Raw genomic sequence first — 23843 nt, 5'->3', positions numbered from 1 at the left:
AAAATATTAATAAAAAATTTATTTAATTTATTGAAAATCATATTAAACTTTTAATAAAATTATCAAAATCGAAAAAGGAGATTAAATTGAATATTACAGAAAAAATATTGTCTCAAAAGTTAGGCAAGGAAGTTGTTCCTGGAGAAATAATAGAAGTAAATGTGGATTTGGCAATGTCTCACGATGGAACCTCCCCTCCTGCAATAAAAACCTTTGAAAAGATTAGCGATAAGGTTTGGGACAATGAAAAAATAGTTATTGTATTTGATCATGCAGTTCCTGCAAATACAATCGGCTCTGCCGAATTTCAAAAGGTGGCCAGGAACTTTATCAAAACCCAAGGAATTAAAAATCATTACACTCATGGAGAGGGAATCTGTCACCAAGTCCTTCCTGAAAAGGGGCATGTAGAACCTGGAATGCTTATAGTAGGTGCAGATTCACATACATGTACCTATGGAGCTTTCGGTGCATTTTCAACAGGAATGGGTGCAACAGACTTGGCCATGGTTTATGCAACCGGCAGAACATGGTTTATGGTTCCTGAAGCATTGAAGATTGAAGTTGAAGGAAAATTGAATCCAGGAATCACTTCAAAAGATTTAGTCTTAAACATCATTGGAGAAGTGGGAATAGCTGGAGCTACCTACAAGACCGCTGAATTCTGTGGAGAGACAATAGACAATCTTGATGTTGAAAGCAGAATGACCATAACAAATATGGCAATTGAAATGGGTGCAAAAAATGGAATAATGGCTCCAAACCAATCCACAATCGAATATGTTTGTAAAAGAACTGGAAAGACAAAAGACCAATTGAACATTGTAGAATCTGATAAGGATGCAGTTTATGAAAGGGAATTGCACTTCAATGTGGATGATATGGAAGCCCAAATAGCTTGTCCAAACGATGTTGACAATGTAAAGCCATTATCAAAGGTTGCTGGAACCCCTATTGACCAAGGATTTATTGGATCCTGTACAAATGGAAGACTGCCAGACCTTGCACAGGCTGCAGAGGTTCTTAAGGGAAAACAGGTTCATGATGATGTTAGATTGATTATCATCCCTGCTTCAAAAGAGATTTATGAGCAAGCAATGGATTTAGGATATATAAAAACATTCCTTGATGCAGGAGCAATCGTTTCAAACCCTGGATGCGGACCATGTCTTGGAGGACATTTAGGAGTTCTATCCGAAGGGGAAACAAGCATTTCCTCTACAAACAGAAACTTCAAGGGAAGAATGGGAGACCCTAATTCATCTGTTTACCTTGCAAATGCAGGAGTTGTAGCAGCATCTGCAATATCCGGATTTATTGAAAACCCTGAAAACTTATAATTATTAAACAGTCCCAAATACTATAAAATGAGACTGTAAAACTTATAATTATTAAACAGTCCCCAAAAACTAAAAAAAGGACTGTAAACTTAAAAAATCAAATTAAGTCTTTAATTCCAAATATTAATAACTTAATGACCTTAATCCTTATTTTTTTAAAAATAAAAAGGATTGTGAAAAAATGACTGAGAATAAAGACAACAATATAAATATACGTTTAATTGAAAAAATCAACCAAGTTGAAAAGGAAAACAACAAAGAGTTTTCAAATACCCAAAAGATACTTTTAACTACAGACGGTTCAATAACTGCAATTCTAGATGTTTTGCATGGAAAAATAGATCTAAAAACATTGGAACAGCATTTTGAAGCCTCAACAGAGGAAAGTGCAAAATTAGTTAATGTTGATGTTGGAGATGAAGTAAACTATAGGGAAATAATAATGCACAAGGATGAGAATCCCCTCATTTATGCAGTTTCCTACATTCCAATCAAGAGACTGAACCAATCAATAAAAGAGGATTTGATTAGGGCAGACATTCCAATTGGAAGAATTTTAAAAAAATACAATATTGAATCTCGAAGAGAAATCAATGAAATAAAGATTGAAAAGGCAGACGAAAAACTTAAAGAACTTTATAATACTGATGAAGACTTTTTAGCAAGAGATTATACAATAATCAAGGACGGAGAAATCCTGATGTGGATTAAGGAGTATTTCCCAATCACTTATTTTGTTGAAAAGGACAATATCAATTAGAATTAAACAAAATTTTTTTTATTTAAGATTTGAAAAAATAAAAATTAGTTTCTAAATTTAAAATAAAACTTAAAAATTTATTATTTAAAAAAATAAAACTTCAAATAATTTTAAATAAAAAAAATTAAAATTAAAAATAAAATTAAAAATAAAATAAGATTAAGAATAAAATTAAAATTAAAATTAAAATTAAAATTAAAATTAAAATTAAAATTAAAATTAAAAATAAAATTAAAATTAAAATTAAAATTAAGAATAAAATTAAGATTAAAAATAAAATTAAAATTAAAATATTAGGTGTGTGACGATGGGAGTTAAATTTAAAGACATAGTTTCTCCTGAAGAAATTAATTTAAGAGATTTAGAAGGTAGAACTGTAGCAATTGATGCATATAACACACTTTACCAATTTTTGTCAGGAATTCGTCAAAGGGACGGCAGTCCCCTAATGGATGCAAATGGAAATATCACTTCCCATTTAAGTGGAATTCTATATAGAACATCCTCCATTGTGGATAAGGGAATAAAACCTATCTATGTATTTGACGGAGCAATCACTGAACATAAAAATAAAACTCTTGAAAAAAGAAGAGCGGCTAAGGAAGAGGCAGAACAGAAATGGGAAGAGGCCAAGGCTGCTGGAAATATAGAGGAAGCTAGAAAATATGCAATAAGAACTTCCAGAATGACCCCTTATATTATAGAAAGTTCAAAACAGTTACTTGATTATATGGGAATTCCATATGTACAGGCAAAAGGTGAAGGTGAAGCACAAGGATCTTATATGGTAAAACAGGGAGACGCTTGGGCTGTAGCTTCACAGGATTACGATTGTTTATTGTTTGGAGCTCCCCGCATAATTAGAAATCTTACTTTAAGCGGAGGATTATCCAATTTAGAATATTTGGAACTGAAAAAGGTTTTATCAGATTTGGACTTGACTAGAGAGGAATTGATTGATGTTGCATTAATGGTTGGAACTGATTTCAATGAGGGAATTCATGGAATCGGTGCTAAGACAGGACTTAAATTAATTAGAAAAGCTAGTTTGGAAGATGTTTTAGTTGAAAAGGGAATTACAAACCCTTCAGTTGAACCGGATGAACTTAGAAAGATATTCCTAAAGCATGAAGTTAATACTGATTACAAGATTAAGTTCAAGTCTGCAAACATTGAAAACCTATGCGAATTCATGTGTGAAGAGCATGGATTTTCAGAAAACAGAGTTTTAAATGTTGCTGAAAAGTTAAAAAAATTAAGTTCAACTCAAAAAAGCTTAGAAGATTGGTTTTAAACCATTCTTTTTTATTTTTATCTAATTTTATTTAATTATCTATTTTTATTTATTTTACGTATTTTACCTATTTTACCTATTTTACCTATTTTTACCTATTTTTATATAATTTTACCTAATTTTTCATTTAAAGAAATAATTTTCCTTAAAATTATAAAAAATTTTTTTAAAATTAAAACTAATTTCAAATAATACGAACTATTAAATTTGTTAAAAAAATTAATTAAAAATTCTTTTAAAAAAAATAATTAAAAATATTTCAAAAAATTTATTAAAAATTATTTAAAAAACTAAAAAAACTAAAAAAAAAGATAAAACTCATTTGAAAATTAAAAAAAGCAAAATTTCAGTATCTGGGGAAATCCATGCCATAAATTATTTTTACATACTTTAAAGCCAAGTCAGCCTGTTTTTTATAATCCCTATAAACCCACTGCTCAAATTCCTTTCTAGTCCTTGACAATGTAATAATCCTTAAAAAAGACAAATATTCCTCAATGGCCAATTCCTCATTAAATCCATATTTTTCAAAGACCTGGTCTTTAGACAGTTTCAAATCATCTCCCTTTAATGTAGGAAACTCCAAAGTCTGACAAATGGTTTGCCTATCAAAATAATCCCTTCTAATTAATGGAGATACAGAACTGCACAATACATAATTCCCACAGTCAATCAAAGGGGGAATGCCTTGACTGTCAAGTCTTTCAAGACTTGTCAAGTCCTTAAAATGTGCTATATTGTAGGAGTGAAGCTCAGTATAAAAATCTGGTTTATAATATTCAATCAATGATAAAATCTTTTTTCCTTGATTTGACTCATAATATTCCTTCTTCAAAGTAGAAACATATGGAGATTTATCAAAATTATAAATGTAAATCTGTCCATCTGAAAAATCTTCAGGAGTTAATCTTTTAATAAGTGGAAGAGCATATTTTCCCTCATTTCCATGAACTCCACCTATAAAAAGCTTTGTTGGACCTTCACCATTATCAATATAACGAAAATAAGACATAATAATCAAGCAAATAAAATTTTAATAGATTTTAGTAAATTAAAATAAAAATTATAATAAACTTTTAATTTAAACTAAATTTTAGTAAATTAAAATGAAAATTATAAAAAATTATAAATTTAAACTAAATTTTAGTAAATTAAAATAAAATCATAATACTTAAAATAAAATTCTGTAAAAAAATAATAAAAATAGATAAAAAACCAATGAAATGATTTTTTATTAAAAATAAAGATTAATTAAAAATTAATCAAAAGAAAGAAGAATTATGTTCCTTCTCTCCAATCTGACAAGTATTCGTTTTGACGTTCAGACAAGGAATCGATTTCAATTCCCATAGCCTTAAGCTTTAAAGTAGCAACATCATTGTCAATGCTGTCAGGTGCCTTTTTAACGCTTAATGGAAGATCATTTTCAACAATGAACTTGGCTGACAATGCCTGTACTGCAAAACTCATGTCCATAATCTCTGCAGGGTGTCCTTGACCTCTTGCAGCTGCAAGGTTTACAAGTCTACCGTCAGCTAAAAGATAGATTTTTCTACCGTCTTTCATGGTAAACATTTCAATACTTTCCCTAACCTCTTCACAACTTACAGATTGTGCTTCCAAATCAGGTCTGTTAATTTCCACATTGAAATGTCCTGAATTAGATAACATACATCCATCTTTCATGTATTTGAAATCATCTCCATGAATAATGTCAATATTACCGGTTACAGTGATAACAAGATCTGCAATTTTAACTGCTTCCCTTATTTTCATTACCCTATAACCATCCATTCTTGCTTCAAGTGCTCTGATTGGGTCAACTTCAGTAACGATTACATTAGCTCCAAGTCCAGAAGCTCTTGACGCTACTCCACGACCACACCAGCCGTATCCGCAGACAACTACATTCTTACCAGCAATCAACATGTTGGTAGTTCCCATAATTGCATCAAGGGAGGATTGTCCGGTTCCGTAACGGTTGTCAAAGAGATATTTGGTGTATGCATCATTTACAGCAATGACTGGGAATTTAAGTGCCCCATCTGCATGCATTGCTTCCAATCTGTGTACACCAGTGGTTGTTTCCTCACAAGCCCCTTTAATCTTTGAAAGCAATTCAGGGCGTTTTTCATGAAGATACATAATCATGTCAGCACCGTCATCAATGATTACATCAGGTTTGTGGGAGAGCACATTGTCAATAGCTTCATAATATTCCTCATCGCTTTGTTCTCTCCAACCGTAAATGTGTAATCCAAGTGCTGCAGCACCAGCAGCTGCATCATCATGAGTGGATAATGGATTACAGCCAGTCATAGCTACTTCAGCACCACCAGCTTGTAAAGTTAAACCTAAATTAACAGTTTTAGGTTCTAAATGTAAACATGAACCAATAGTAATACCTTCAAAAGGTTTTTCCTCTTCAAAAGTTTTCTTAATGTGTTCAAGAACAGGCATATGTTTTTGAACCCATTCAATTTTACGGATCCCTTCATCAGCAAGGGACATATCTTTAACATTACTCATAATTATACCTCATAAGCGTTTATTTAAAAAATTTTATCCAAATAAACCTAATAATTTATTTTCAAGTCCAAAGACCAAATTTTAAATTATTTTAATCATACATTTAATCAATGTTAAAATTAATTAAATTAATTAAATAATTAAATAATTAAATTAATTAAATTTTAAATTTTATTAGAATTTTCAAAATTTTTTAAAAATAATTAAACAGTTTGACAGTCTATAGACCCTCATGACATTAAAATTATATCAAATATAATTATATCACTATATAGTTATGATAAAGGTCTTATAAAAAATTATTGAATGGAATCTCTAAAAACAAAAAATTTATAAGGAATAAAATATATAACTTTTATTACTGTCTGATGCCGGGGTGGCTCAGCTGGTTAGAGCGCACGGCTCATAGGGTAACTAAGCGTGCTCTGACTTTTTTCCTGGGATACCGTGAGGCCGCGGGTTCGAATCCCGCTCCCGGCATTTCCTAAATCCCAGGAATCTTTACATCAACTATTTTAAACTTTTTTTAAAACTTTTAATCATTTTAACTACTTTTTAGACTTAAACTATTTAAAAAAATCATTAAACTTCTTTTTAGACTTAAACTATTTAAAAAAATATTAAACTCCTTTTTATAATAATTTAAAAAAAATAAAAAAAATTATCAAAGTTTTAATCATTTTAACTACTTTTTAGACTAATTTTAAAAAAAATAAAAAAATTCCAAACTACTTTTCAAACTATTTTTAAAACAAAATTCCTTTTAATAAATCAAAAATAGTTTATAAAAAAACAGTTTTCCTAAAAATTAAATACTTACAAATTAAAATAATATTATAAATTTTAACAATTTGATTAATTATTAGGTTATTACAATGAAATATCGGACTCTTGGAAAAACTGGAGAAAACGTATCAATACTTGGGTTTGGAGCTATGAGATTGCCTCATTTTGAAAGAAATGACCAAATCGACATTGAAAAAACCAATGAAATCCTAAGTTATGGCATAGATAATGGAATAAATCTTATAGACACTGCATATTCCTACCATGCAAACAACCTTTCAGGAAAGGGAAAATGTGAAGAGTACATTGGAAACTTCCTAGACGAATTTTCCTACCGCGATGATGTTCTCCTAACTGCAAAATTGCCTAGCTGGCTTATAAATTCAAGGGAAGACATGGAAAGAATCTTTGAAAGCCAATTAAATGACCTTAAAACTGATTGCATCGACTTTTATATGCTTCATAGTCTTAATGAAGATGCTTGGAAAAAGTATAGGGAGCTTAATGTTTTTGAATTTATGGATAATCTCCTTGAAGAAGGCAAGGTAAAGCATATGGGATTTTCCTCCCACACTGAAATGGACTGGATTGTAGATATCATTGACGATTATGACAAGTTTGAATTTGGATTGACCCAATTGAACTATCTTGATGAAAGATACCAATCCGGAAGGGAAGGAGTGGAATACATTTCAAAAATGGGACTTGGAACCATGATTATGGAACCTTTGAGAGGAGGAAGACTGGTTCAAAATATCCCTCAAGACATAATGGAACTTTGGGACCTTGCAGAAGAAAAAAGAAGCCCTGTTGAATGGGCATTCCAATACCTTTGGAACATGGAAGAGGTAAATACCGTCTTAAGTGGAATGAACTCCCTTGAACAGATAAAGGAAAACATAGAAATTGCAAACAGATCCGAAATAAATTCAATCAGTGAAAATGATTTGGAATTGATTAAGGAAGTTGCTTGGGAATACAGACAAAGAAAGGCCAATGACTGTACAGGATGCCAATACTGTATGCCTTGCCCACATGGAGTAGACGTTGCAGGATGTTTTAGAGAGTATAATGTGGCTAAAATATTAAACAATCCAGCAGCAAGCGCTATGCATTACTTCTCATTAGACAATGGAACAAGAGCAGACAGCTGCATTCACTGTGAAGACTGCCTAAACCACTGCCCTCAAATGATCCACATTTCAGAGGAATTGAAACAGGTTGAAGAGTTCTTTGGCAGAAAATACGTTTACTTTTAGTTTTTAAAACCTTAATTTAAATTTCAAAACATTAATTTTAATCTTTAAAACTTTAATTTAAATTTCAAAACATTAATTTTAATCTTTGAAGCTTAAATTTTAATTTAAAACTTTACTTTTAAGTTCTAGATTAAAAATAAAAAATAAAAATTATTTAAAATAAAAAAATAAATATTTTAAATCCAAATGAAAATAAAAATTAAAAATTTTAACAATAATGCCAATAATTCTTAATGTATCAATTTACATTAAGAATAATTTTTTTAAATAAAAAAATAACAATTGTTATATATCATAAAACCCTAAATTAAAATGAAGGGATTAAACTTTAAAATTAATAAGAATAAAAAACAAAGTTATTATTAGATAATAAAAAATAAATAGAACAAGATTATTTAATGATAATTTAATAATTTTCAGATGTGATAAAATGCCTGAAAGATATAAAGGATTTGGATATTGGGATATTGCAACCCGTCAAATGAGTATTGTAACTAAAAGCCAACAGACAAGATTTCAAGATGCAAAAATAGGTGTTGTTGGCTGTGGAGGTATTGGTGGAGGAACCATTCTAATGCTTGCACGTATGGGACTTGGAGATTTAACAATAGTTGACAAGGATGAATATGATCTTTCCAATTTAAACAGACAAGCAATTGCAAGTCTGGAAACAATAGGAATTGCAAAAACAGAAGCAACAAAGGAAAGAGTGAGAATTACCAACCCATACACTAAAGTAAATGCATTCAATGAAAAATTAACAGAGGAAAATGTTGAAAAGATTTTTAAAGACAGAGACATAATCATTGATGCATTGGATAATCTTTATACAAGAATTATTGTAAGCAGATTTGCCAGAGAAAATGACATTCCTTATGTTCATGGAGCGATTCATGGAACCCAAGGTCAGGTAACTGTCATTACAAAGAACACACCATCCTATGAGGAACTCTTATCTCTTCCTTCCCAAGGAAAGGAATTAGGAGAAGAAACAGCAGCAGAAATTGCTAAATTAACTAAAGGAGTTCCGCCGGTTATAGGACCAGTTCCAAATATAGTCGGATGTTTAGAAGCATTTGAAGCTTATAAACTTGTAACTGGAATTGGAGAAGTAACTTACGCTCCAAAGATTCTTAATTTCGACCTATTGAATTTAGAATCATTTAAAGTTTTAGAATTATAATCTAAAACTTTTTTTTAATTTTTAAATCATTTTAATATGAATTCTTCTTTTTATATTTTTTTAACAATTTTAATAAATTTATTAATTCTCTTTTTTTCTAAAACTTTTTTAATAAAATCAAAAATGATTTTTTTTAAATAAAAACTCTTTTAAATATGCCATAATTTTAAACTTTTTTATCAAATTAAAAATAATTTTTAAACTTTTTTATCAAATCTCAAATTTAATTATAAACTTTTTTATCAAATTAAAAATAATTTTTAAAAGCAAATTATACTAAAATTAAAACTGTTCAATAATTTAATAAAAAACTAAACTAGTTTTAATATCCTATAAAAAGATTAAGCAATAATTCACAAAAATATTGAAAAAATAAATCAATCCAACAACATTTAAAAACTATAAAAAAGATAAAATAAAGTGTAACTTAGAGTTTCAAAAAACTTAATATACTATTAAGTGGAAATATATTTCCGTAGATGAAAATAATAATTATTTTATAAATAATATTTATTAATTTACAAAATATATCCAAATATTTTAAATGGAGATTTGATTTCATGCAAGAAAGAATCCAAAATGTAATTGAAAGAATGAAAGCGGACAACATTAAATTTATTAATCTTCAATTTGTTGATTTACATGGAATTCCTAAAAACGTATCCATACCTTGCAAACTAGAAAATATGGAAGATTTATTTGAAAAGGGAATTTTATTTGATGGATCATCAATCGCTGGATTTGTAGGCATTAACGCAAGTGACCTTGTCTTAAAACCAGACATAAGCACCTATTCCGCTTTATCCTGGAGACCTGAAGAATCTGCTTCATGCAGATTTATTTGTGACATTTACACCCCTGACGGCAAACCATTTGAAGGTGACCCAAGAGGAATACTTAAAAAGGCTTTGGCTAAAATCAAGGAAGAAGGTTACACCTACAATATAGGACCGGAACCAGAATTCTTCATTGTGGATACCGATGATGACGGATACCCAATCCCTCACGACCATGCAGGTTACTTTGATGTAGAGCCTGTAGACAAGGGAACAGATTTCAGAAGAGAATTGACAACCAACCTACAGGAATTAGGTTTTGAAGTTGAAGCAAGCCACCACGAAGTAGGCCCAGGACAGAATGAAATTGCATTTAAATTTGATGATGCATTAAAAACTGCAGATGCAGTAATTACATTCAAACAAGCAATTAAGGCTATTGTAGCAAACATGGCTGAATTTGACGGATTTGACTACAGAGTAACATTTATGCCAAAACCATTCTTCGGTGAAAACGGTAGTGGAATGCACTGCCACCAAAGTTTATTCAAGGACGGCAAAAACATCTTTGCAGATGATGAAAGTGAAAGCGGATTGTCTCAAGAGGCAATGTGGTTTATTGGAGGATTATTAAAACACTCCGCCGCATTGACTGCCGTAACAAACCCAACAATCAATTCCTACAAAAGATTGGTGCCAGGATATGAGGCTCCAGTATACATTTCCTACGGTCTTCAAAACAGATCTGCATTAATAAGAGTTCCTGCAGCAAGAGGTCAAGCTACCCGTATTGAATACAGAAGCCCAGACCCAACCTGTAACCCATATCTTGCTTTTGCAGTCATGTTAGAAGCTGGTTTAGACGGTATTAAAAACCAAATCGACCCTGGAGACCCTATTGAAATCAACATTTATGAATTGACAGAAGAGGAAAGAGATGAATTAGGTATTGAACTCTTGCCATCCAGTTTATGGGAGGCATACCATACCTTTGAAAACGACACAGTTCTTAGAGAAGTTCTTGGAGAACATATATTCAATGCATTCCTAGACGCTAAATATGAGGAATGGGACGAATATAGAGTCCAAGTATTCGGATATGAACATGAAAAATACTTAGATGTATAATCTAAGTATTAATTTATTTTTTTATTAAATTTAAGGCAATTTTAAACAAATTAGAAGTAAAAAATATTTATTTTTATATTAAGATAATCTAAAACCAGAAAAAAGTAAAAAATATTTATTTTTATAATTAAGATAATCTAAAACCAGAAAAAATAAAAAAATATTAATTTATTTTTTTAAACAAATTAAACAAATAAAAAATATTTTAACTTTTTACTTTAACACCATCTAACTTTTTTTAAATGACAATCTAACGAATACCAGTAAAAGCAGGAGATTATATGTCAGAATCTGAACATAGAATGATAGAAATTCTTAGAATTTTAAATACTCAAGAAAAGGCAATAGGTTCAAAGGTAATCGCTGACGAACTTAAAACAAAAGGATACAATCTTGGAGAAAGGGCTGTACGCTACCACATGCAAATTCTTGACGAGAAAGGATTTACTGAAAGAAAAGGATACTCTGGCAGAATAATTACTGAACTTGGCAAAACCAAACTTGAGAAAGGTTTAATCTACGATCAGGTTGATTTCACATTTTCCAAATTTGAGGAAAGGATTTTCCAGACCGATTTTGACTACAATAGAAAAGAGGGAAATGTTATCGTAAACACCTCAAACATCATTGACAACAAGGCATTCGACATCATCAAGGAAGTCTTTAAAGCAGGAGTCTGTGTAAGCCCGCTAATAAATGTAGAAAAGGCTAAAATTGATGAAAAAACCGGAAAGGAAGGATACATAATGAAAACAATCTGTGGTACAACCATAGATGGAGTATTTTTAAAAAATGGAATCCCTTCAATCCCACAATATGGAGGTCTTGTTGAAATTGAGGACTATTCCCCAACAAAATTCTCTGAAATCATTTCCTACAAGAAAACATCAATCACTCCACTTGACGCTTTTATTGCAAAAGGGATGACTTCAGTCCTGAACGTTGTTGAGGAAGGAAAGGGTACAATACCTGCCAACTTTAGAATCATTCCTGAAAACAGTGCCCAAAAGGCAAAGGAAATCATTGGAAAGCTTGAAAAGATAGGCATTGGAGGAGTCCTTGAAATTGGTGAGGTAGGAGAAAACATTCTTGGAATTCCTGTTCCTGAAGGAATGATTGGAATAACAATCATTGGAGGAATCACACCATTCTGTGCAGCACAGGAAATGGACTACAATGTTGACATCAAGACAGGGGAGGAGTTCATAAACTACAATAAGTTAAGCAAGATGGAATCTTCCAAGCATAAGATAAGACCTGCAAAGAAAATAGATTACAAGAAAACACCATTCATATTTACAAAAACCCTAAACAGAATGAACAAGGTCAATTATGATATTGAAACAAATACAGGAGATGTTGTTGCAAACATTTCACATATCCATAGGGATGACCTTGAGGATTCAATAAAAATCATGAAAAAGGCATATAAAAAGCTTCCTAAGTTCATAAACCCCTATTTCAAGACAATTGAATATCCATACAATAAAAACAAGATAGGAATAGCTACAGTCTGCAGTTCCACAATTGATGGAATTTTAATTAAAAACGGAATAATGAGCACTCCACAGTATGGAGGATTGCTGGAACTTGGAAAACCGCCTCTTTTCATTGAAATGATTTCATACAACGGTTCCTCAATAGACCCCCACAAGATCTTTATATTCAAGGACCTTGTAAATATCAATAAGAAAAAAGGACCTAAGAAAGTTCTCGCTTCAATCAAGGAGGTTCCTTACATTGCAAGAACCCACAGTGAAGAGATTCTTGAAAAAATAGTGGAAAATGAATTTTCAATCCTTAAGATTGGAAAACCAAGAGAATTGGTTTACAATGCAAAAGTAGACAACTATAATTTTGGCATTGTTGCAGGAAGTGGATTGAATTCAATAGCTGCAATCAAGGAAAAAGGAATAAACATTAAGGTTAAGGCAAATGAAAGTCTCTTAGCAATTGAAGAAATGGATTTAATTTATGACTATTAATAAATAATTCATTTGCTTATTTTATTTTTTATTAAATTCAAAATTCTATTTTTAACTATTAAATTCTCATTAAATTCAAAATTCTATTTTTAACTATTTAATTCTCATTAAAATCAAACATTCTTATTTTTTATAAAAAAATTCAAAATTCTATTTTTAACTATTTAATTCCCATTAAAATCAAACATTCTTATTTTTTATAAAAAAATTCAAAATAAAAATTTGATTATTTATCTAATTTTTTAAAAATTTAAATTTCAATAAACTCTTAAAAAATCTAATTTTTACTAATTTTATATGAAAAATCTAATAAAAATATTCTGGAATTTTAAATGAAAATTTTAAATTAATTTAATAGAAATTACTTTTTATTAAATCATACAATTATAAGATATGATTAATTTTAATGAAAGCTTTCTTTAATTAAATGGATAGTATATTATAACCTATAAAAAAATAAAAATCTTATGTAGATGCACTTCTAAAAACATGTGAAAAAATACAAATTTATAGAAATTTTATAAAAATTTTTAATGGAATTTAGAAAAATTAAAAAAAAATTAAGAAATGAAAGAAAAATAAATTAAAAAAAAATTAAAATTAGAATTTAGAAAAATTAAAAAAAATTAAGAAATGAAATAAAAATAAATTAAAAAAAATTAAAATTAGAATTTAGAAAAATAAATTAAAAAATTTAAAAACTAACTAAAAAAAATAGAATCAAAATTAAATAAAAAAAATAGAATCAAAAAATAGAAGATATGATAAAAAAAATAAAAGAATTAAATTACTTCAATATAAACAGATTCTTTTGATTCGTCTTTAGGATAGTGATGTAATTCAATAATATCTTCCTTGTATTCTTCAAAATCAACTTCAATAGTGTCAGTAATGATTTCTCCATCCATGGCAATCATTATTCTACATCCAGGAACACCATTGTATTCGGAAAGATCCACACCTAAAACATCCCCCTCTGCAGATACACGATTGTAAGCTATTTCTAATCTGTCAAATTCTTCAATTTGAGTTTTAAGATAATCCAATACTTCATCAGAAGTCATTTTAATTTCTTTATCTACCATAATAATCCTCCAATCAATAAAAATTTTACAATCTCAAATAGTCACATAGCATAATTACAAATTTCATTATTATTTATTAATATTTTTTAAATATATATACTTACTTAAAACTATATTGTTCATAGTATATAAAACTATTTGTAATAAATAAAACTAAACCAATGAAAATAAATGAGCAACAATGAAAACAATATTAAAATTTTTTTATTGATTAAATGGAATTATTCTGAAAAATTTTAATGAAAATAGAAATAGTTATAATGTAAAAGAAATAAAGTTTAAGTATACATTAGTTATTTTTTAATTTAATTTTTTAGGGCTGGTAGCTCAGATGGTAGATCGTCGCCTTGGCATGGCGGAGGCCCCGGGTTCAAATCCCGGTCAGTCCACTTATTTTTACTCAACAAATGCTTAAAAATCTAATTTTTAATCATTAAGGATTTTGAAATTAATAAAATAATTAATTAAATCCTTAAATACTCTTTTTAAAAAAAAAATTATAAAAAATTTATAAAACTTCAACAAAGTTTTTAAATACTCTTTTTAAATAAAAATTATAAAAAATTTAAAAATTTAAACTACTTTTAAAAAAAAATTATTTTCCATTAATAAAACTTTAATCTCTATTTTTAAAAAATAATAATAATTTTCTATTTTAATAAGATTAAAGAACAATGAAATAAAAATTAAATGAAAAAAATTAGAATAAAATAAAAAATAAAAATAGAAAATAAAAGTAAAATAGAAGTTAAAAATAGAAATTAAAAATTAAAAATAGAAAATAAAATAAATAAAAAAAGAAAAAATAAAAAAGTAAATTTTAAATTTATTCTTCACATGTAAGAGAAATGTCAAAAGTCATATGTCTGTTGTATTCCTTAGTTTCTCCAGGTTTAATGTAACGGAGAGGAGAACCAACTTGCATAAGAGCATTACAGATTTCCCTTATAATATTATCAGCTATTTCATTAGGATGAACGTCTTCACCTAATGCTTCGTCATAATAAGCGAAGTCATCTGGGCCTACTCTTTTTAATTCAAAATCATAGACATTACCATTATTTGTGTTAATAGCTTTAACTTTGTAAATCATAATTATTTCCCCAATTAAATAAATTCAATTCATTTCAAAAGGAAGGTGGACCGATTATCAAAAATGCATTCATTCTTCAGAATCGAACATTCTAGCTTCAACAATAATCATGTTTTCCTCGTCATCCTTGTCCCCTGTAGGGTTGTGACGAATTTCAAGAATCTCATCAATGACCTTATGAAGATCAACCTCAACATAGTCTGACAAAATCTCTCCAGTCAATTGAAGTCCAACTCTTAAACCTTCTCCAGTTTCCTCGTCTTCAGGAGTTATACCTAAAACGATTCCAGGAGCAAAAACACGATTGTAAGCAAGTTCAAATACATCATTCTTTTTTACATTATTTCTTACGTATTCAATAATCTCTTCAGGTTCTAAAACAATAACTTTAGCCATACCTAAGCCTCTAAACAATGAATAATGATTCAATAAATATAATAAAAAAGGAAAAAATTTAAAAATTTTAAAAATCATTTAAATTAAATCCAAAAAAGGAAAAAATCAAAAGATTTTAAAAAAAACCAATTAAATTAAATCCAAAAAAGGAAAAAATCAAAAGATTTTAAAAATCATTTAAATTAATTCAGAAAATTTATCATAAAATTCTTGTGCTACATCTCCTTTTAAATAAGCAGTTCCCTTAGGATAGGTGATGCTAACGGTAGAACCGTTAATGCTTGCATCGGAAACCTTGTTATATCTAATTCTTTCAGTAGCTATTGCATCATTAGAATTTTTATATTTTCTATCGATAAGAACAGAGTTGTTTTCAAGGTAAACTCTAGCGTCAATATCGAATTCAGCACCATCTTTAGAATAATCAAACTCGAAAATAACTGTATCATACATAATAAACACCATTATATAAGAAAATATAGAGCTACCTATTGTTCACGGTAGACTCTAATTGCATTATATTCGTCGTCTTCTTCAATCCAGGTAGATAATCTGTCTCTGTTTTTCTCTGCATCGATTAATAAGGTACCTTTACCGTTTAAAGCAATGTCCCCTTTATATTCGATGTATTTACCAGGATAGGTTACACCATCTAATTCAGGATCGGTTACAATGTCTTGTTCAACGAATCCTTCAAGTAATCTTCCTACTTTACCGTGAATGATGATGTTTCCGTTTTTCATTTGTCCACCAGGCCAACGGTTTACATTACCTTCAATTTCAATGGTACCTTTGGTCATGTGAATACCTGCGAGAATATCACAGTCACCTAAAATATGGATTTTACCACCGGTTAAACATTCGCCACATTGTTTTCCAGCATTACCGTGGACAATAATTTCTCCTCCGGTCATACCTCTCCATTCACCAATGTATGAAGCGCCGGTAAATTCTTTGGTATCTCCCATAATTTCGAGTTTACCTCCGGACATTTCCCTTCCAGCGTGAGCTTCCACATTACCTTTGACAAGACAGTATCCGCCAGACATTTCTGCACCAGCGTGAAGGTCTGCACTACTGTTTACAATAACTTCACCAGCAGTCATTCTGTATCCAATGTATTTTACTCTGCGGTAGTCACCATTCAATACCATTTTTACTTGGGAAGGATTGTCAGCTTCTCCTTCAATTTCAATGTCAAAGAAATCAGTAATAGGGAATCTGGAATTTCCGATAGGAACTTGATATGCGTCCCAATCTTCTTTGGTCCAGTCGATAACAGTATTAGGAACAATTTCATCAAATTCTAAAGCAATTTTAGAAGTTTTCTTTTGATTAAAAGTAATAGTTTTCATCTAGAATCCTCCTTAATTATTTAGCTGGTGCCTGTACAGCAATAGGGTCAGATAAGTAATGATCATATACTTGGTAAGTTTCCCATTTAATTGAATAGTATTGAGTAAAGAACGGCATAATTTCATTACAAATTCTAGCTTCCTCTTCTTCCCAACCTTTTACGTCACACCAAATGTCATGAGGTTTCTTGGTTGCAACAAGGTCACCATCCTTACAAAGAATTTGACCATCTTTAATGGTTAAGTCAGCCCAAGTGAATGCTTTTTCAACTTCTTCTGGGTTTCTGGATGGGTCAAAGTCATTAGGATTTAAGCCATATACTGCAATATCTGCATTGTATCCAGGGGTGAGTTGACCTCTGTCAGTGAATCCGTGGATTCTAGCAGGAGCAGATCTGGTAATGGTTGCAATGTCATAGAAGTCATATTCTCTTTCAAGACCAGCAAGACCGGTTCTTTTGTGAGACCATTTGTGCACTTCACCATTTTCAATCATTTCCATTCTTCTAGGAGCACTCATTAACCAAGAGATGATTCTTGGGTATCTGATGAATGGACCTGCATTAGGGTGGTCAGTGGTTAAACATACTTGCCATGGGTTGTCAATGAGCAAGAACAATTCAAGACCAATAGCCCATTGTAATGTTGCTACTGGAGTTTTTGGTGAATAGATACAAGGAATGATTCCTGCTGCAGTTTCACATTCAATATCCTTGTTAGCCCATTTTAAACCGGAAATCTTAAATAAGTCGTATTCCATTGGAGCGTCTGCAGTCATGGTGGTTGTTTCGTCAAAGGTAACTTGACCGATATCACAGGTCATGTAGTCAGTTTTGTTTACGAATTTAGCCACTTTGTCTGCTGCAGAATCTGCATCTTTCCAACTGTTTCCACCGTAGGAGTGGAATTGTAAGTGAGTGTTGTGAACGGTTTGATCTCTTACTCTTGCAGCCTTTTTGGTAGATTTAGTAATTGCCTTTACTGAATCTAAAGTTTCAATGGTAGTTGGATAGTTACCAGGGTGTCCTAAATCGTTAGGGTGAATGTGAATACTGTGAGGGAGTCCTAACATTTCGTTAGCTTTAGCTAAAGCCAATACTACTTCCTTGGAAGTTACATCAAAGTAAGGAGCCTTATCATTGTATCCGTGTACGTTTTTACCCCATCCCCAAGCTTCACTACCACAAGGGTTTACGATTTTTACACCGTATCCTTTGGAAATTCTTAAGAATGCTGCAATGTATGCTGCAAGATCTTCATATCTCTTTTCTCTTGCATATTCCATTACAAACCAGTTGTTACCGAATAAAGTTAAAGGGTTTACGTCAATATTTCTAATGGTAGCAATCTCTTCGTGAGTGTGTTTTGCTTCCATTGCAGGCATAGCTGCTTCACATACAGTACCATATCCCATTCTTGAGTATCTGTATCCAGTGGTTGGACAACATGGGATTGAGAAACCAGCTTCTGCTCTTTCAACTTTTGTCTTCTGAGAAACTCCCATTCTGGAGTCTTCAGGCCTATATAATCTACCTACTACTAATTTTGGACCAGCAACATGAGCGTGAGGGTCAATACCTGCTGGCATTACAACTTTGTCAGTTACATCAATGACTTTTGCGTCATCAGGTAAGGATTCTACAATCTTACCGTCTTTAACGAAGATGTCCATCTTTTCTCCGTTGATTTCATTTGCAGGATCATAAACAAGTCCGTTTTTAAGTACATATTCCATTTAATCACCTTTTTCAATTAAACCTAAACCAGGGTTAGGTACATACTTAGGAGCTACGTTAGGTTCTTCTCTAAGTTTAAATACTCTTTCTTTAATTTCACGTACAATCCATTCGTCATCACGACAGGTTTCAGGTTTATCGATAGCCTTTTTCATCCAAATAGGTACACCATCCATACGGTAACTTGTACCTCCACATTCAACTGAGATGAATGAACCAGGCAATACTACATCAGCAAGTTCAGTAGATGGTCCCCAGTGAATATCGATTTGAATAACAGGAATGTTTGCCAAGTGTTGGTTTGCTCCATTAGGGAAGTGAGCACCAGGGTCAGCAGCAATAACTAAGAAACAGTCAGGTTCTTCTCTTACAAGCAAGTCAATAGTGTTGGTTTCACCTAACATATATCTTCCGTATCCTCTACAGAAGTCTACACCAAATGCCCAACCGGTTTCGAATGCCATGAAAATGTTGAAACCGTTTACGTTAAAGTGACCCCTCATTGGAGTAAGTCCCCATTTACTCATTGCATTTAAGTCTTGAATCATCTTAATAGCAATATCAATGTTTCTTTGTTTACCTAATGTGTGGGTTAAACCTAAACCGAAGAAGAGAGTACCGAATTCTGCATTTTTCATGGTTTCCACTAAGTCATAAATATCTTCTGCTGGAATACCGGAAACAGATTCAGATTGTAATTTCTTACCTTTGATTACTGCTCTTACAGCGTTATAGAAACCGTAGTCTCCGTTTTGTTCAAATCCAATCCATACGTCAGAACATTTTGCAGTGTCTGAAAATTTAGGATCCATTGTTACAACAGTTCTGTCGAATCTTCCTCTTTGTCTGAAGTATCCACGAGGGAAAGCAGCCCATCTAGCCAAGTGTCTTGGGTGAGAGTTCATTGCATTACTACCGGAGTATACAATAACGTCTGCTCTGTTTTTAACTTCTCCTAAAGTTTGGATAGGATATCCTGCGTTTTGCATAGCTTGCAAACTAGGACCGTGACAAATGGTAGCTTGGTTATCCAATACAGCACCAATATATTCTCCAAGTTCAAGTCCTTCTTTCATACATTCAGTAGAAGTTTCAGACCAACCGTAGAATACAGGTCTAATGGATTCTGCAATGTATTTTGCAGCAGTATCCAAAGCTTCATCCCAGCTTACTTCAGTAAGAACACCTTCTTCGTTTCTTACCATAGGAACCATAATCCTTTGGTCTAAATCTTCCATAACTTTACTTGCACCTAATCTGCATGCGTGTCTTACAGCAACTATGTGACCGTTTTTAACCAAGAAGTCCAAGTCATCACAGTTACATCCACAAAATGCACAGGTACAATTTTCTACAATATAATCATAATCGGTTACAGGTGGTTCATATGTCATGGTCTTCCAACTCCTCCCATTTACGTCCGTTGTAGAATGGTCTTTCACCTAAGGATTCCATATTTTCAACAACGTCGTCATCGTCTTCATCTACATACTTCTTGTAAACCCATCTCATGAGATCAGCCATTAATAAGACTTCTCTGTCAGTTTTTTCAACTGTAGCATGAATTCCTTTATAAGTAGGGTCAGAACAACAATAAGTTTCATGACTTACAACAGTGTTTGCCCAAGGTCCCTTACAAATAAAAATAGTTCCTTCATGAGGTGCGTCTCTTGATCTTGCAGCACTTACTACAACTTCACCATAATCTGTTTTTACGAGAACATGATCCCAATTTTCAACACCTAATTTTGCCATGTCACGTGGATCCATATAAGCAGTACCAGAAGCATTTTTGTATTCTTCTTTTAATGTTGATCCTCTTTTTTTACAAGCTCCTTGATAAATATCAGAACCAGTGTTTAACATACATCTAAGTACTTTTAAAGGTTCTGCTTTTGGAGCAACATTCGGATCGCCAACAACAGGTTTTTCTAAATAACTATTCGCATAATGCATAATTTCACTCCTATTCAAGCCATATAGCATCTACAGGACAGAACATTTGACAAGTTCCACATTTATCACATTTTTCAGGACTGAATAATTTGATAAATCCATTTTCAACCATCATAATAGTTTCGGTTGTCTTGGAACCATGTCCACCAGCATTTTCAGGACTGATACTGGCGTTTACAGGGCATGCGATAACACAAACACCGCAACCTAAACATCTATCTTGATCTACTTTAAGTTCCATATACTCACCATATAAATTACCATTAAATTTAACTTTAATGCTTATTGGACAATAATTTAACAAAATTCTAAATTAATCCCATAAAAGATTATCCAAATAATTAAGTTAAATAAAAACCAAAATTTATTAAAAAATAATTTAAATCCAATCCAAGACTAATATTAGTCAGGACCAAATCTAAAAATCCCATAATAAATCCCATAATAAATAAACGAAAAAAATTAATTCAATAAATCAATAATTTCATAAATCTAATTAATCTCCAATTTATAATCCGACAATCAGTTTTATAAAAACCTATAAATTAATTTGAAAAATATTCAAAAGCTAATTGACACATCATTCATAAAGAAACAATTAGCAGAATATTAAATTAATCTAATAAATCGATTATACTATTGATTTAATAAAATAATTTATAACAATATATAATATAATTATTTTATTTAATAAATTTAACTAAAAATTCTTTCAAACAAATAATTTCTTTAAAAAATTTAAAAAAATTAGTGAAAATGCATAATCAAAATCAATTAAAAAATTGGAATTTTAAGAATTTTAAAATTAATTTTTAAACAGGATTTTAGAAAATTTAATAAAATTTAATAATTTAAATAAAATTTAATAATTTAAATAAAATTTAATAATTTAGAATTGAAATTCAGAAATTAAATAATTTAAAAAATTAAATAATTTCCAATCCAAGAATTCAAAAATTAATTTAAATTATCTTAAAATTTAATTAATTTAAAAATTTGATTTATTTTTTATAAAACATCTAGTTTAATAAAGCATCAAATGCTGCAATCCATGCTTTGGAACTGGTTGGAGTGTAATTAACTTTAGTTCTTACAACTTCTAAAGCTCCATTAGGACATGCTTTAGCACAAGCTCCACATTTAATACAGTATTCTTCTTTAACTGTTACTGGAACGCCTCTAACTGGACCAGTAGTTTTAGGGATTTCCAATGCGTTACATGGACATAAGTCTACACATGCACCACATACTCCACATTTTTCTTCATCAACTTTTACATAACCTTCAAATGGTTTTTCAATGATAGGCGCATCTTGAGGACATACGCCAGCACACCATCCACATTTGATACAGGTTTCACTGTCGATAATTGCATCTCCGGTTACAACTGCTTTAGCTGGGTCTAAGTCATATTCACCATAGGAACAGGATCTACATACAGCATTGATTGCACCCATAGGACATGCTTTTTTACATACAAGACAGTATACACATTTTTCTTTATCAAATTCAATTTTTTCTTGACCAGAAACCTTATCTACAGTAATTGCGGTAGCAGGACATAATTCTGCACATACTCCACAGTAAATACATTTGTCTTCATCTACACCAATTTCACCAGTGACTAAATCTGCTCTGTTAGGTAAGTTTCTGTTGATTGTGATTGCTTCTCTAGGACATACAACTTCACATCTCTTACAGTAAACACATTTGTCATCCACGATTTCAGCACTGGTAATAAGAGTAGGATAAGTATCAATATCCTTAATGGATTCTTCACCAATGGTTAAATCTAATGCTCCAGCAGGACATACTCCACTACACATACCACAAAGTACACATTTAGCATCTTCAATATTTAATTTTGCAATGTCTTTTGTCTTATTGGTGAAAAGTTCATAGTTTTGGGTGATTTTTTCGTGACCACTGAAATAAGTAGTGAATTTTTCATATTCACGTTCAGATGGAGCAACACCTTCAACAGTTATTGCTTCCACAGGACAAGTGGATTCACAAAGTCCACAGCCAATACATACATGATTTTTAAAAGATAATACTCTTTCACCGTTTGCTGATCTTTTTATTTTGAAGTTATTACCATCAACCTCTTTAATATTTACCATAATTATACCTCCAAAATCTTAATAGAATCTGTTGGGCAGTTCTCAACACACATAAGACAGCCGCAACAATAAATAGGGTTAATCTTAGCTTTTAATGAATCTAAATTTATAGCATTCATTACACACAAATCTACACATAATCCACAACCAATACATCCATCATTAATCTGAGAATCATAATGATTCATATTAAAAATCTTCACTATTTGACGAATTTCATCATAATCCTCAAACAATGACTTGCAAATTAATATAAAATCCTTAGGACATAGTTCTAAAATAGTTTTAGCAAATTCAATAGAATCGGTGGAGATGTTTCTACCATTTAGGTAGTGTGAAATAGTTGATCTGTCAACACCTATTTCATTTGAAATTTCCTTTTGGGACAAACCTCTTTTTCTCAACTCTACACTTTCTAAATATTTTAGTCCAGATACAATATGTTTTGGCATAAATTCACCATGTGTACAATATAATTTTTTATTAATCTATTAATAAATACTTGTTTACTAAGGCACAAGTCGAAAGCCTTATATATATGAGTGTAGAATATACACAATTGGAAAAAAATAAAAATAAGTTTCAACTTCCCATATAAGAAAATAATACTTAAATAAAAATTATTTTTTATTATTATTAATTAAAAAAATTATTATTAAGAATAGAATAAAATTAATCATTAAAAAAGAAATTAAACTATTTATATTAATTTAAAAAATAAGAAAAAATTCAAAATTATATATCCCATATGCAATTAAATTACAATCGAAATAAAGAGAAATTAGAGATTTTTTAGGCTTAACTAAAAATTGTGTACTAAGTACACATAAGGTAAGTGTAGTAAGTACACATGTTGTTTGAGACTAAGAAAAAAATAGTAAAAAAACAGTGAAATTTCAATCAAAATTTCATAGAATTTTTAAAAAAAAACTATTAGAAAATCATTGAAAAAAATTACAGAATTTTATGAAAAATTATTATAAAATCATGAAAAAAAATTACAGAATCTTATGAAAAATTTAAAAAAAAAATATAAAAAAATTATTAAAATTATTAAAA

General features: G+C 30.6%; 20 protein-coding genes and 2 tRNA genes. 9 read left to right on the top strand and 13 right to left on the bottom strand.

What is annotated here, in order from left to right:
- The first annotated feature begins 86 nt into the window (after positions 1-86).
- The 3 genes from hacA to fen all read left to right on the top strand — a co-directional run bounded on the left by hacA (position 87) and on the right by fen (position 3394).
- On the top strand, positions 87-1340 hold the full coding sequence (gene hacA, locus Q0138_RS09165; protein WP_297983772.1) for a homoaconitase large subunit: 1254 nt from the start codon (positions 87-89) through the stop codon (positions 1338-1340).
- 181 nt (positions 1341-1521) lie between these two features.
- A complete protein-coding gene (locus Q0138_RS09160; protein WP_297983769.1) occupies positions 1522-2100 on the top strand; it encodes a chorismate lyase in 579 nt (192 codons plus the stop codon).
- A 307-nt stretch (positions 2101-2407) separates the two neighbouring features.
- Entirely contained in the window at positions 2408-3394 is a 987-nt protein-coding gene (gene fen, locus Q0138_RS09155) for a flap endonuclease-1 (protein WP_297983765.1), read from the top strand.
- A 346-nt stretch (positions 3395-3740) separates the two neighbouring features.
- Here the strand turns inward: fen and Q0138_RS09150 are convergent, their stop codons facing one another.
- Both Q0138_RS09150 and ahcY read right to left on the bottom strand, forming a co-directional pair.
- Positions 3741-4406 (bottom strand): DUF2119 domain-containing protein, encoded by a 666-nt coding sequence (locus Q0138_RS09150; protein WP_297983762.1) that lies wholly within the window; start codon positions 4404-4406, stop codon positions 3741-3743.
- A 266-nt stretch (positions 4407-4672) separates the two neighbouring features.
- Positions 4673-5923 (bottom strand): adenosylhomocysteinase, encoded by a 1251-nt coding sequence (gene ahcY / locus Q0138_RS09145; RefSeq protein ID WP_297983758.1) that lies wholly within the window; start codon positions 5921-5923, stop codon positions 4673-4675.
- Between the two features lie 370 nt (positions 5924-6293).
- Here ahcY and Q0138_RS09140 point away from each other — a divergent pair.
- From Q0138_RS09140 to Q0138_RS09120, 5 genes are all read left to right on the top strand, one after another.
- Positions 6294-6403: transfer RNA gene (locus tag Q0138_RS09140), tRNA-Met, on the top strand.
- Between the two features lie 395 nt (positions 6404-6798).
- Positions 6799-7968: an aldo/keto reductase gene (locus tag Q0138_RS09135; protein ID WP_297983756.1), complete on the top strand. Its 1170-nt coding sequence runs from the start codon at positions 6799-6801 to the stop codon at positions 7966-7968.
- Between the two features lie 430 nt (positions 7969-8398).
- Positions 8399-9151, top strand: coding sequence for a HesA/MoeB/ThiF family protein (locus tag Q0138_RS09130; RefSeq protein WP_297983753.1), 753 nt, complete (start codon positions 8399-8401; stop codon positions 9149-9151).
- Positions 9152-9711: 560 nt separating this feature from the next.
- The gene (gene glnA, locus Q0138_RS09125) at positions 9712-11055 is read left to right on the top strand and encodes a type I glutamate--ammonia ligase (RefSeq protein WP_297983749.1); all 1344 of its coding nucleotides are present in this window, start codon (positions 9712-9714) and stop codon (positions 11053-11055) included.
- Between the two features lie 281 nt (positions 11056-11336).
- On the top strand, positions 11337-13040 hold the full coding sequence (locus Q0138_RS09120) for a DUF128 domain-containing protein (RefSeq protein WP_297983747.1): 1704 nt from the start codon (positions 11337-11339) through the stop codon (positions 13038-13040).
- 782 nt (positions 13041-13822) lie between these two features.
- Here Q0138_RS09120 and Q0138_RS09115 read toward each other — a convergent pair.
- A complete protein-coding gene (locus Q0138_RS09115) occupies positions 13823-14125 on the bottom strand; it encodes a DUF2097 family protein (protein ID WP_297983745.1) in 303 nt (100 codons plus the stop codon).
- A 316-nt stretch (positions 14126-14441) separates the two neighbouring features.
- Here Q0138_RS09115 and Q0138_RS09110 point away from each other — a divergent pair.
- Positions 14442-14514, top strand: a tRNA-Ala gene (locus Q0138_RS09110).
- A gap of 437 nt (positions 14515-14951) precedes the next feature.
- Here the strand turns inward: Q0138_RS09110 and Q0138_RS09105 are convergent.
- The 10 genes from Q0138_RS09105 to Q0138_RS09060 all read right to left on the bottom strand — a co-directional run bounded on the left by Q0138_RS09105 (position 14952) and on the right by Q0138_RS09060 (position 23236).
- On the bottom strand, positions 14952-15218 hold the full coding sequence (locus tag Q0138_RS09105; protein ID WP_297983743.1) for a hypothetical protein: 267 nt from the start codon (positions 15216-15218) through the stop codon (positions 14952-14954).
- A 69-nt stretch (positions 15219-15287) separates the two neighbouring features.
- Positions 15288-15614 (bottom strand): DUF2097 domain-containing protein, encoded by a 327-nt coding sequence (locus Q0138_RS09100; protein ID WP_297983741.1) that lies wholly within the window; start codon positions 15612-15614, stop codon positions 15288-15290.
- Between the two features lie 177 nt (positions 15615-15791).
- Complete coding sequence (locus Q0138_RS09095; protein ID WP_297983737.1) at positions 15792-16067, bottom strand: hypothetical protein; 276 nt, start codon at positions 16065-16067, stop codon at positions 15792-15794.
- 35 nt (positions 16068-16102) lie between these two features.
- The gene (locus Q0138_RS09090) at positions 16103-16969 is read right to left on the bottom strand and encodes a formylmethanofuran dehydrogenase subunit C (protein ID WP_297983734.1); all 867 of its coding nucleotides are present in this window, start codon (positions 16967-16969) and stop codon (positions 16103-16105) included.
- 16 nt (positions 16970-16985) lie between these two features.
- Positions 16986-18704, bottom strand: coding sequence for a formylmethanofuran dehydrogenase subunit A (locus Q0138_RS09085; protein ID WP_297983731.1), 1719 nt, complete (start codon positions 18702-18704; stop codon positions 16986-16988).
- Complete coding sequence (locus Q0138_RS09080; RefSeq protein ID WP_297983728.1) at positions 18705-20099, bottom strand: formylmethanofuran dehydrogenase subunit B; 1395 nt, start codon at positions 20097-20099, stop codon at positions 18705-18707.
- On the bottom strand, positions 20089-20661 hold the full coding sequence (locus Q0138_RS09075) for a molybdopterin dinucleotide binding domain-containing protein (RefSeq protein WP_297983725.1): 573 nt from the start codon (positions 20659-20661) through the stop codon (positions 20089-20091). Before Q0138_RS09075 ends, Q0138_RS09080 begins: the two co-directional genes overlap by 11 nt.
- A gap of 10 nt (positions 20662-20671) precedes the next feature.
- On the bottom strand, positions 20672-20902 hold the full coding sequence (locus Q0138_RS09070; protein WP_297983723.1) for a 4Fe-4S binding protein: 231 nt from the start codon (positions 20900-20902) through the stop codon (positions 20672-20674).
- A 778-nt stretch (positions 20903-21680) separates the two neighbouring features.
- On the bottom strand, positions 21681-22787 hold the full coding sequence (gene fwdF / locus Q0138_RS09065) for a tungsten-dependent formylmethanofuran dehydrogenase subunit FwdF (protein ID WP_297983775.1): 1107 nt from the start codon (positions 22785-22787) through the stop codon (positions 21681-21683).
- A complete protein-coding gene (locus Q0138_RS09060; RefSeq protein WP_297983720.1) occupies positions 22787-23236 on the bottom strand; it encodes a helix-turn-helix domain-containing protein in 450 nt (149 codons plus the stop codon). The genes fwdF and Q0138_RS09060 overlap by 1 nt, the downstream gene beginning before the upstream one ends.
- Positions 23237-23843 lie beyond the last annotated feature (607 nt).

It is taken from the genome of uncultured Methanobrevibacter sp. (assembly GCF_937906425.1).
Taxonomy (GTDB): Archaea; Methanobacteriota; Methanobacteria; order Methanobacteriales; family Methanobacteriaceae; genus Methanobrevibacter.
Note: the sequence above shows the minus strand (reverse complement) of the source record. Positions and strands in the feature narration are given on the sequence as shown.

Excerpts from the sequence above, each read along its gene's own strand:
- Q0138_RS09160 (WP_297983769.1), top strand. The coding sequence starts at position 1,522 with ATGACTGAGAATAAAGACAACAATATAAATATACGTTTAATTGAAAAA.
- fen (WP_297983765.1), top strand. The coding sequence starts at position 2,408 with ATGGGAGTTAAATTTAAAGACATAGTTTCTCCTGAAGAAATTAATTTA.
- Q0138_RS09150 (WP_297983762.1), bottom strand. The coding sequence starts at position 4,406 with ATGTCTTATTTTCGTTATATTGATAATGGTGAAGGTCCAACAAAGCTT.
- ahcY (WP_297983758.1), bottom strand. The coding sequence starts at position 5,923 with ATGAGTAATGTTAAAGATATGTCCCTTGCTGATGAAGGGATCCGTAAA.
- Q0138_RS09135 (WP_297983756.1), top strand. The coding sequence starts at position 6,799 with ATGAAATATCGGACTCTTGGAAAAACTGGAGAAAACGTATCAATACTT.
- Q0138_RS09130 (WP_297983753.1), top strand. The coding sequence starts at position 8,399 with ATGCCTGAAAGATATAAAGGATTTGGATATTGGGATATTGCAACCCGT.
- glnA (WP_297983749.1), top strand. The coding sequence starts at position 9,712 with ATGCAAGAAAGAATCCAAAATGTAATTGAAAGAATGAAAGCGGACAAC.
- Q0138_RS09120 (WP_297983747.1), top strand. The coding sequence starts at position 11,337 with ATGTCAGAATCTGAACATAGAATGATAGAAATTCTTAGAATTTTAAAT.
- Q0138_RS09115 (WP_297983745.1), bottom strand. The coding sequence starts at position 14,125 with ATGGTAGATAAAGAAATTAAAATGACTTCTGATGAAGTATTGGATTAT.
- Q0138_RS09105 (WP_297983743.1), bottom strand. The coding sequence starts at position 15,218 with ATGATTTACAAAGTTAAAGCTATTAACACAAATAATGGTAATGTCTAT.
- Q0138_RS09100 (WP_297983741.1), bottom strand. The coding sequence starts at position 15,614 with ATGGCTAAAGTTATTGTTTTAGAACCTGAAGAGATTATTGAATACGTA.
- Q0138_RS09095 (WP_297983737.1), bottom strand. The coding sequence starts at position 16,067 with ATGTATGATACAGTTATTTTCGAGTTTGATTATTCTAAAGATGGTGCT.
- Q0138_RS09090 (WP_297983734.1), bottom strand. The coding sequence starts at position 16,969 with ATGAAAACTATTACTTTTAATCAAAAGAAAACTTCTAAAATTGCTTTA.
- Q0138_RS09085 (WP_297983731.1), bottom strand. The coding sequence starts at position 18,704 with ATGGAATATGTACTTAAAAACGGACTTGTTTATGATCCTGCAAATGAA.
- Q0138_RS09080 (WP_297983728.1), bottom strand. The coding sequence starts at position 20,099 with ATGACATATGAACCACCTGTAACCGATTATGATTATATTGTAGAAAAT.
- Q0138_RS09075 (WP_297983725.1), bottom strand. The coding sequence starts at position 20,661 with ATGCATTATGCGAATAGTTATTTAGAAAAACCTGTTGTTGGCGATCCG.
- Q0138_RS09070 (WP_297983723.1), bottom strand. The coding sequence starts at position 20,902 with ATGGAACTTAAAGTAGATCAAGATAGATGTTTAGGTTGCGGTGTTTGT.
- Q0138_RS09060 (WP_297983720.1), bottom strand. The coding sequence starts at position 23,236 with ATGCCAAAACATATTGTATCTGGACTAAAATATTTAGAAAGTGTAGAG.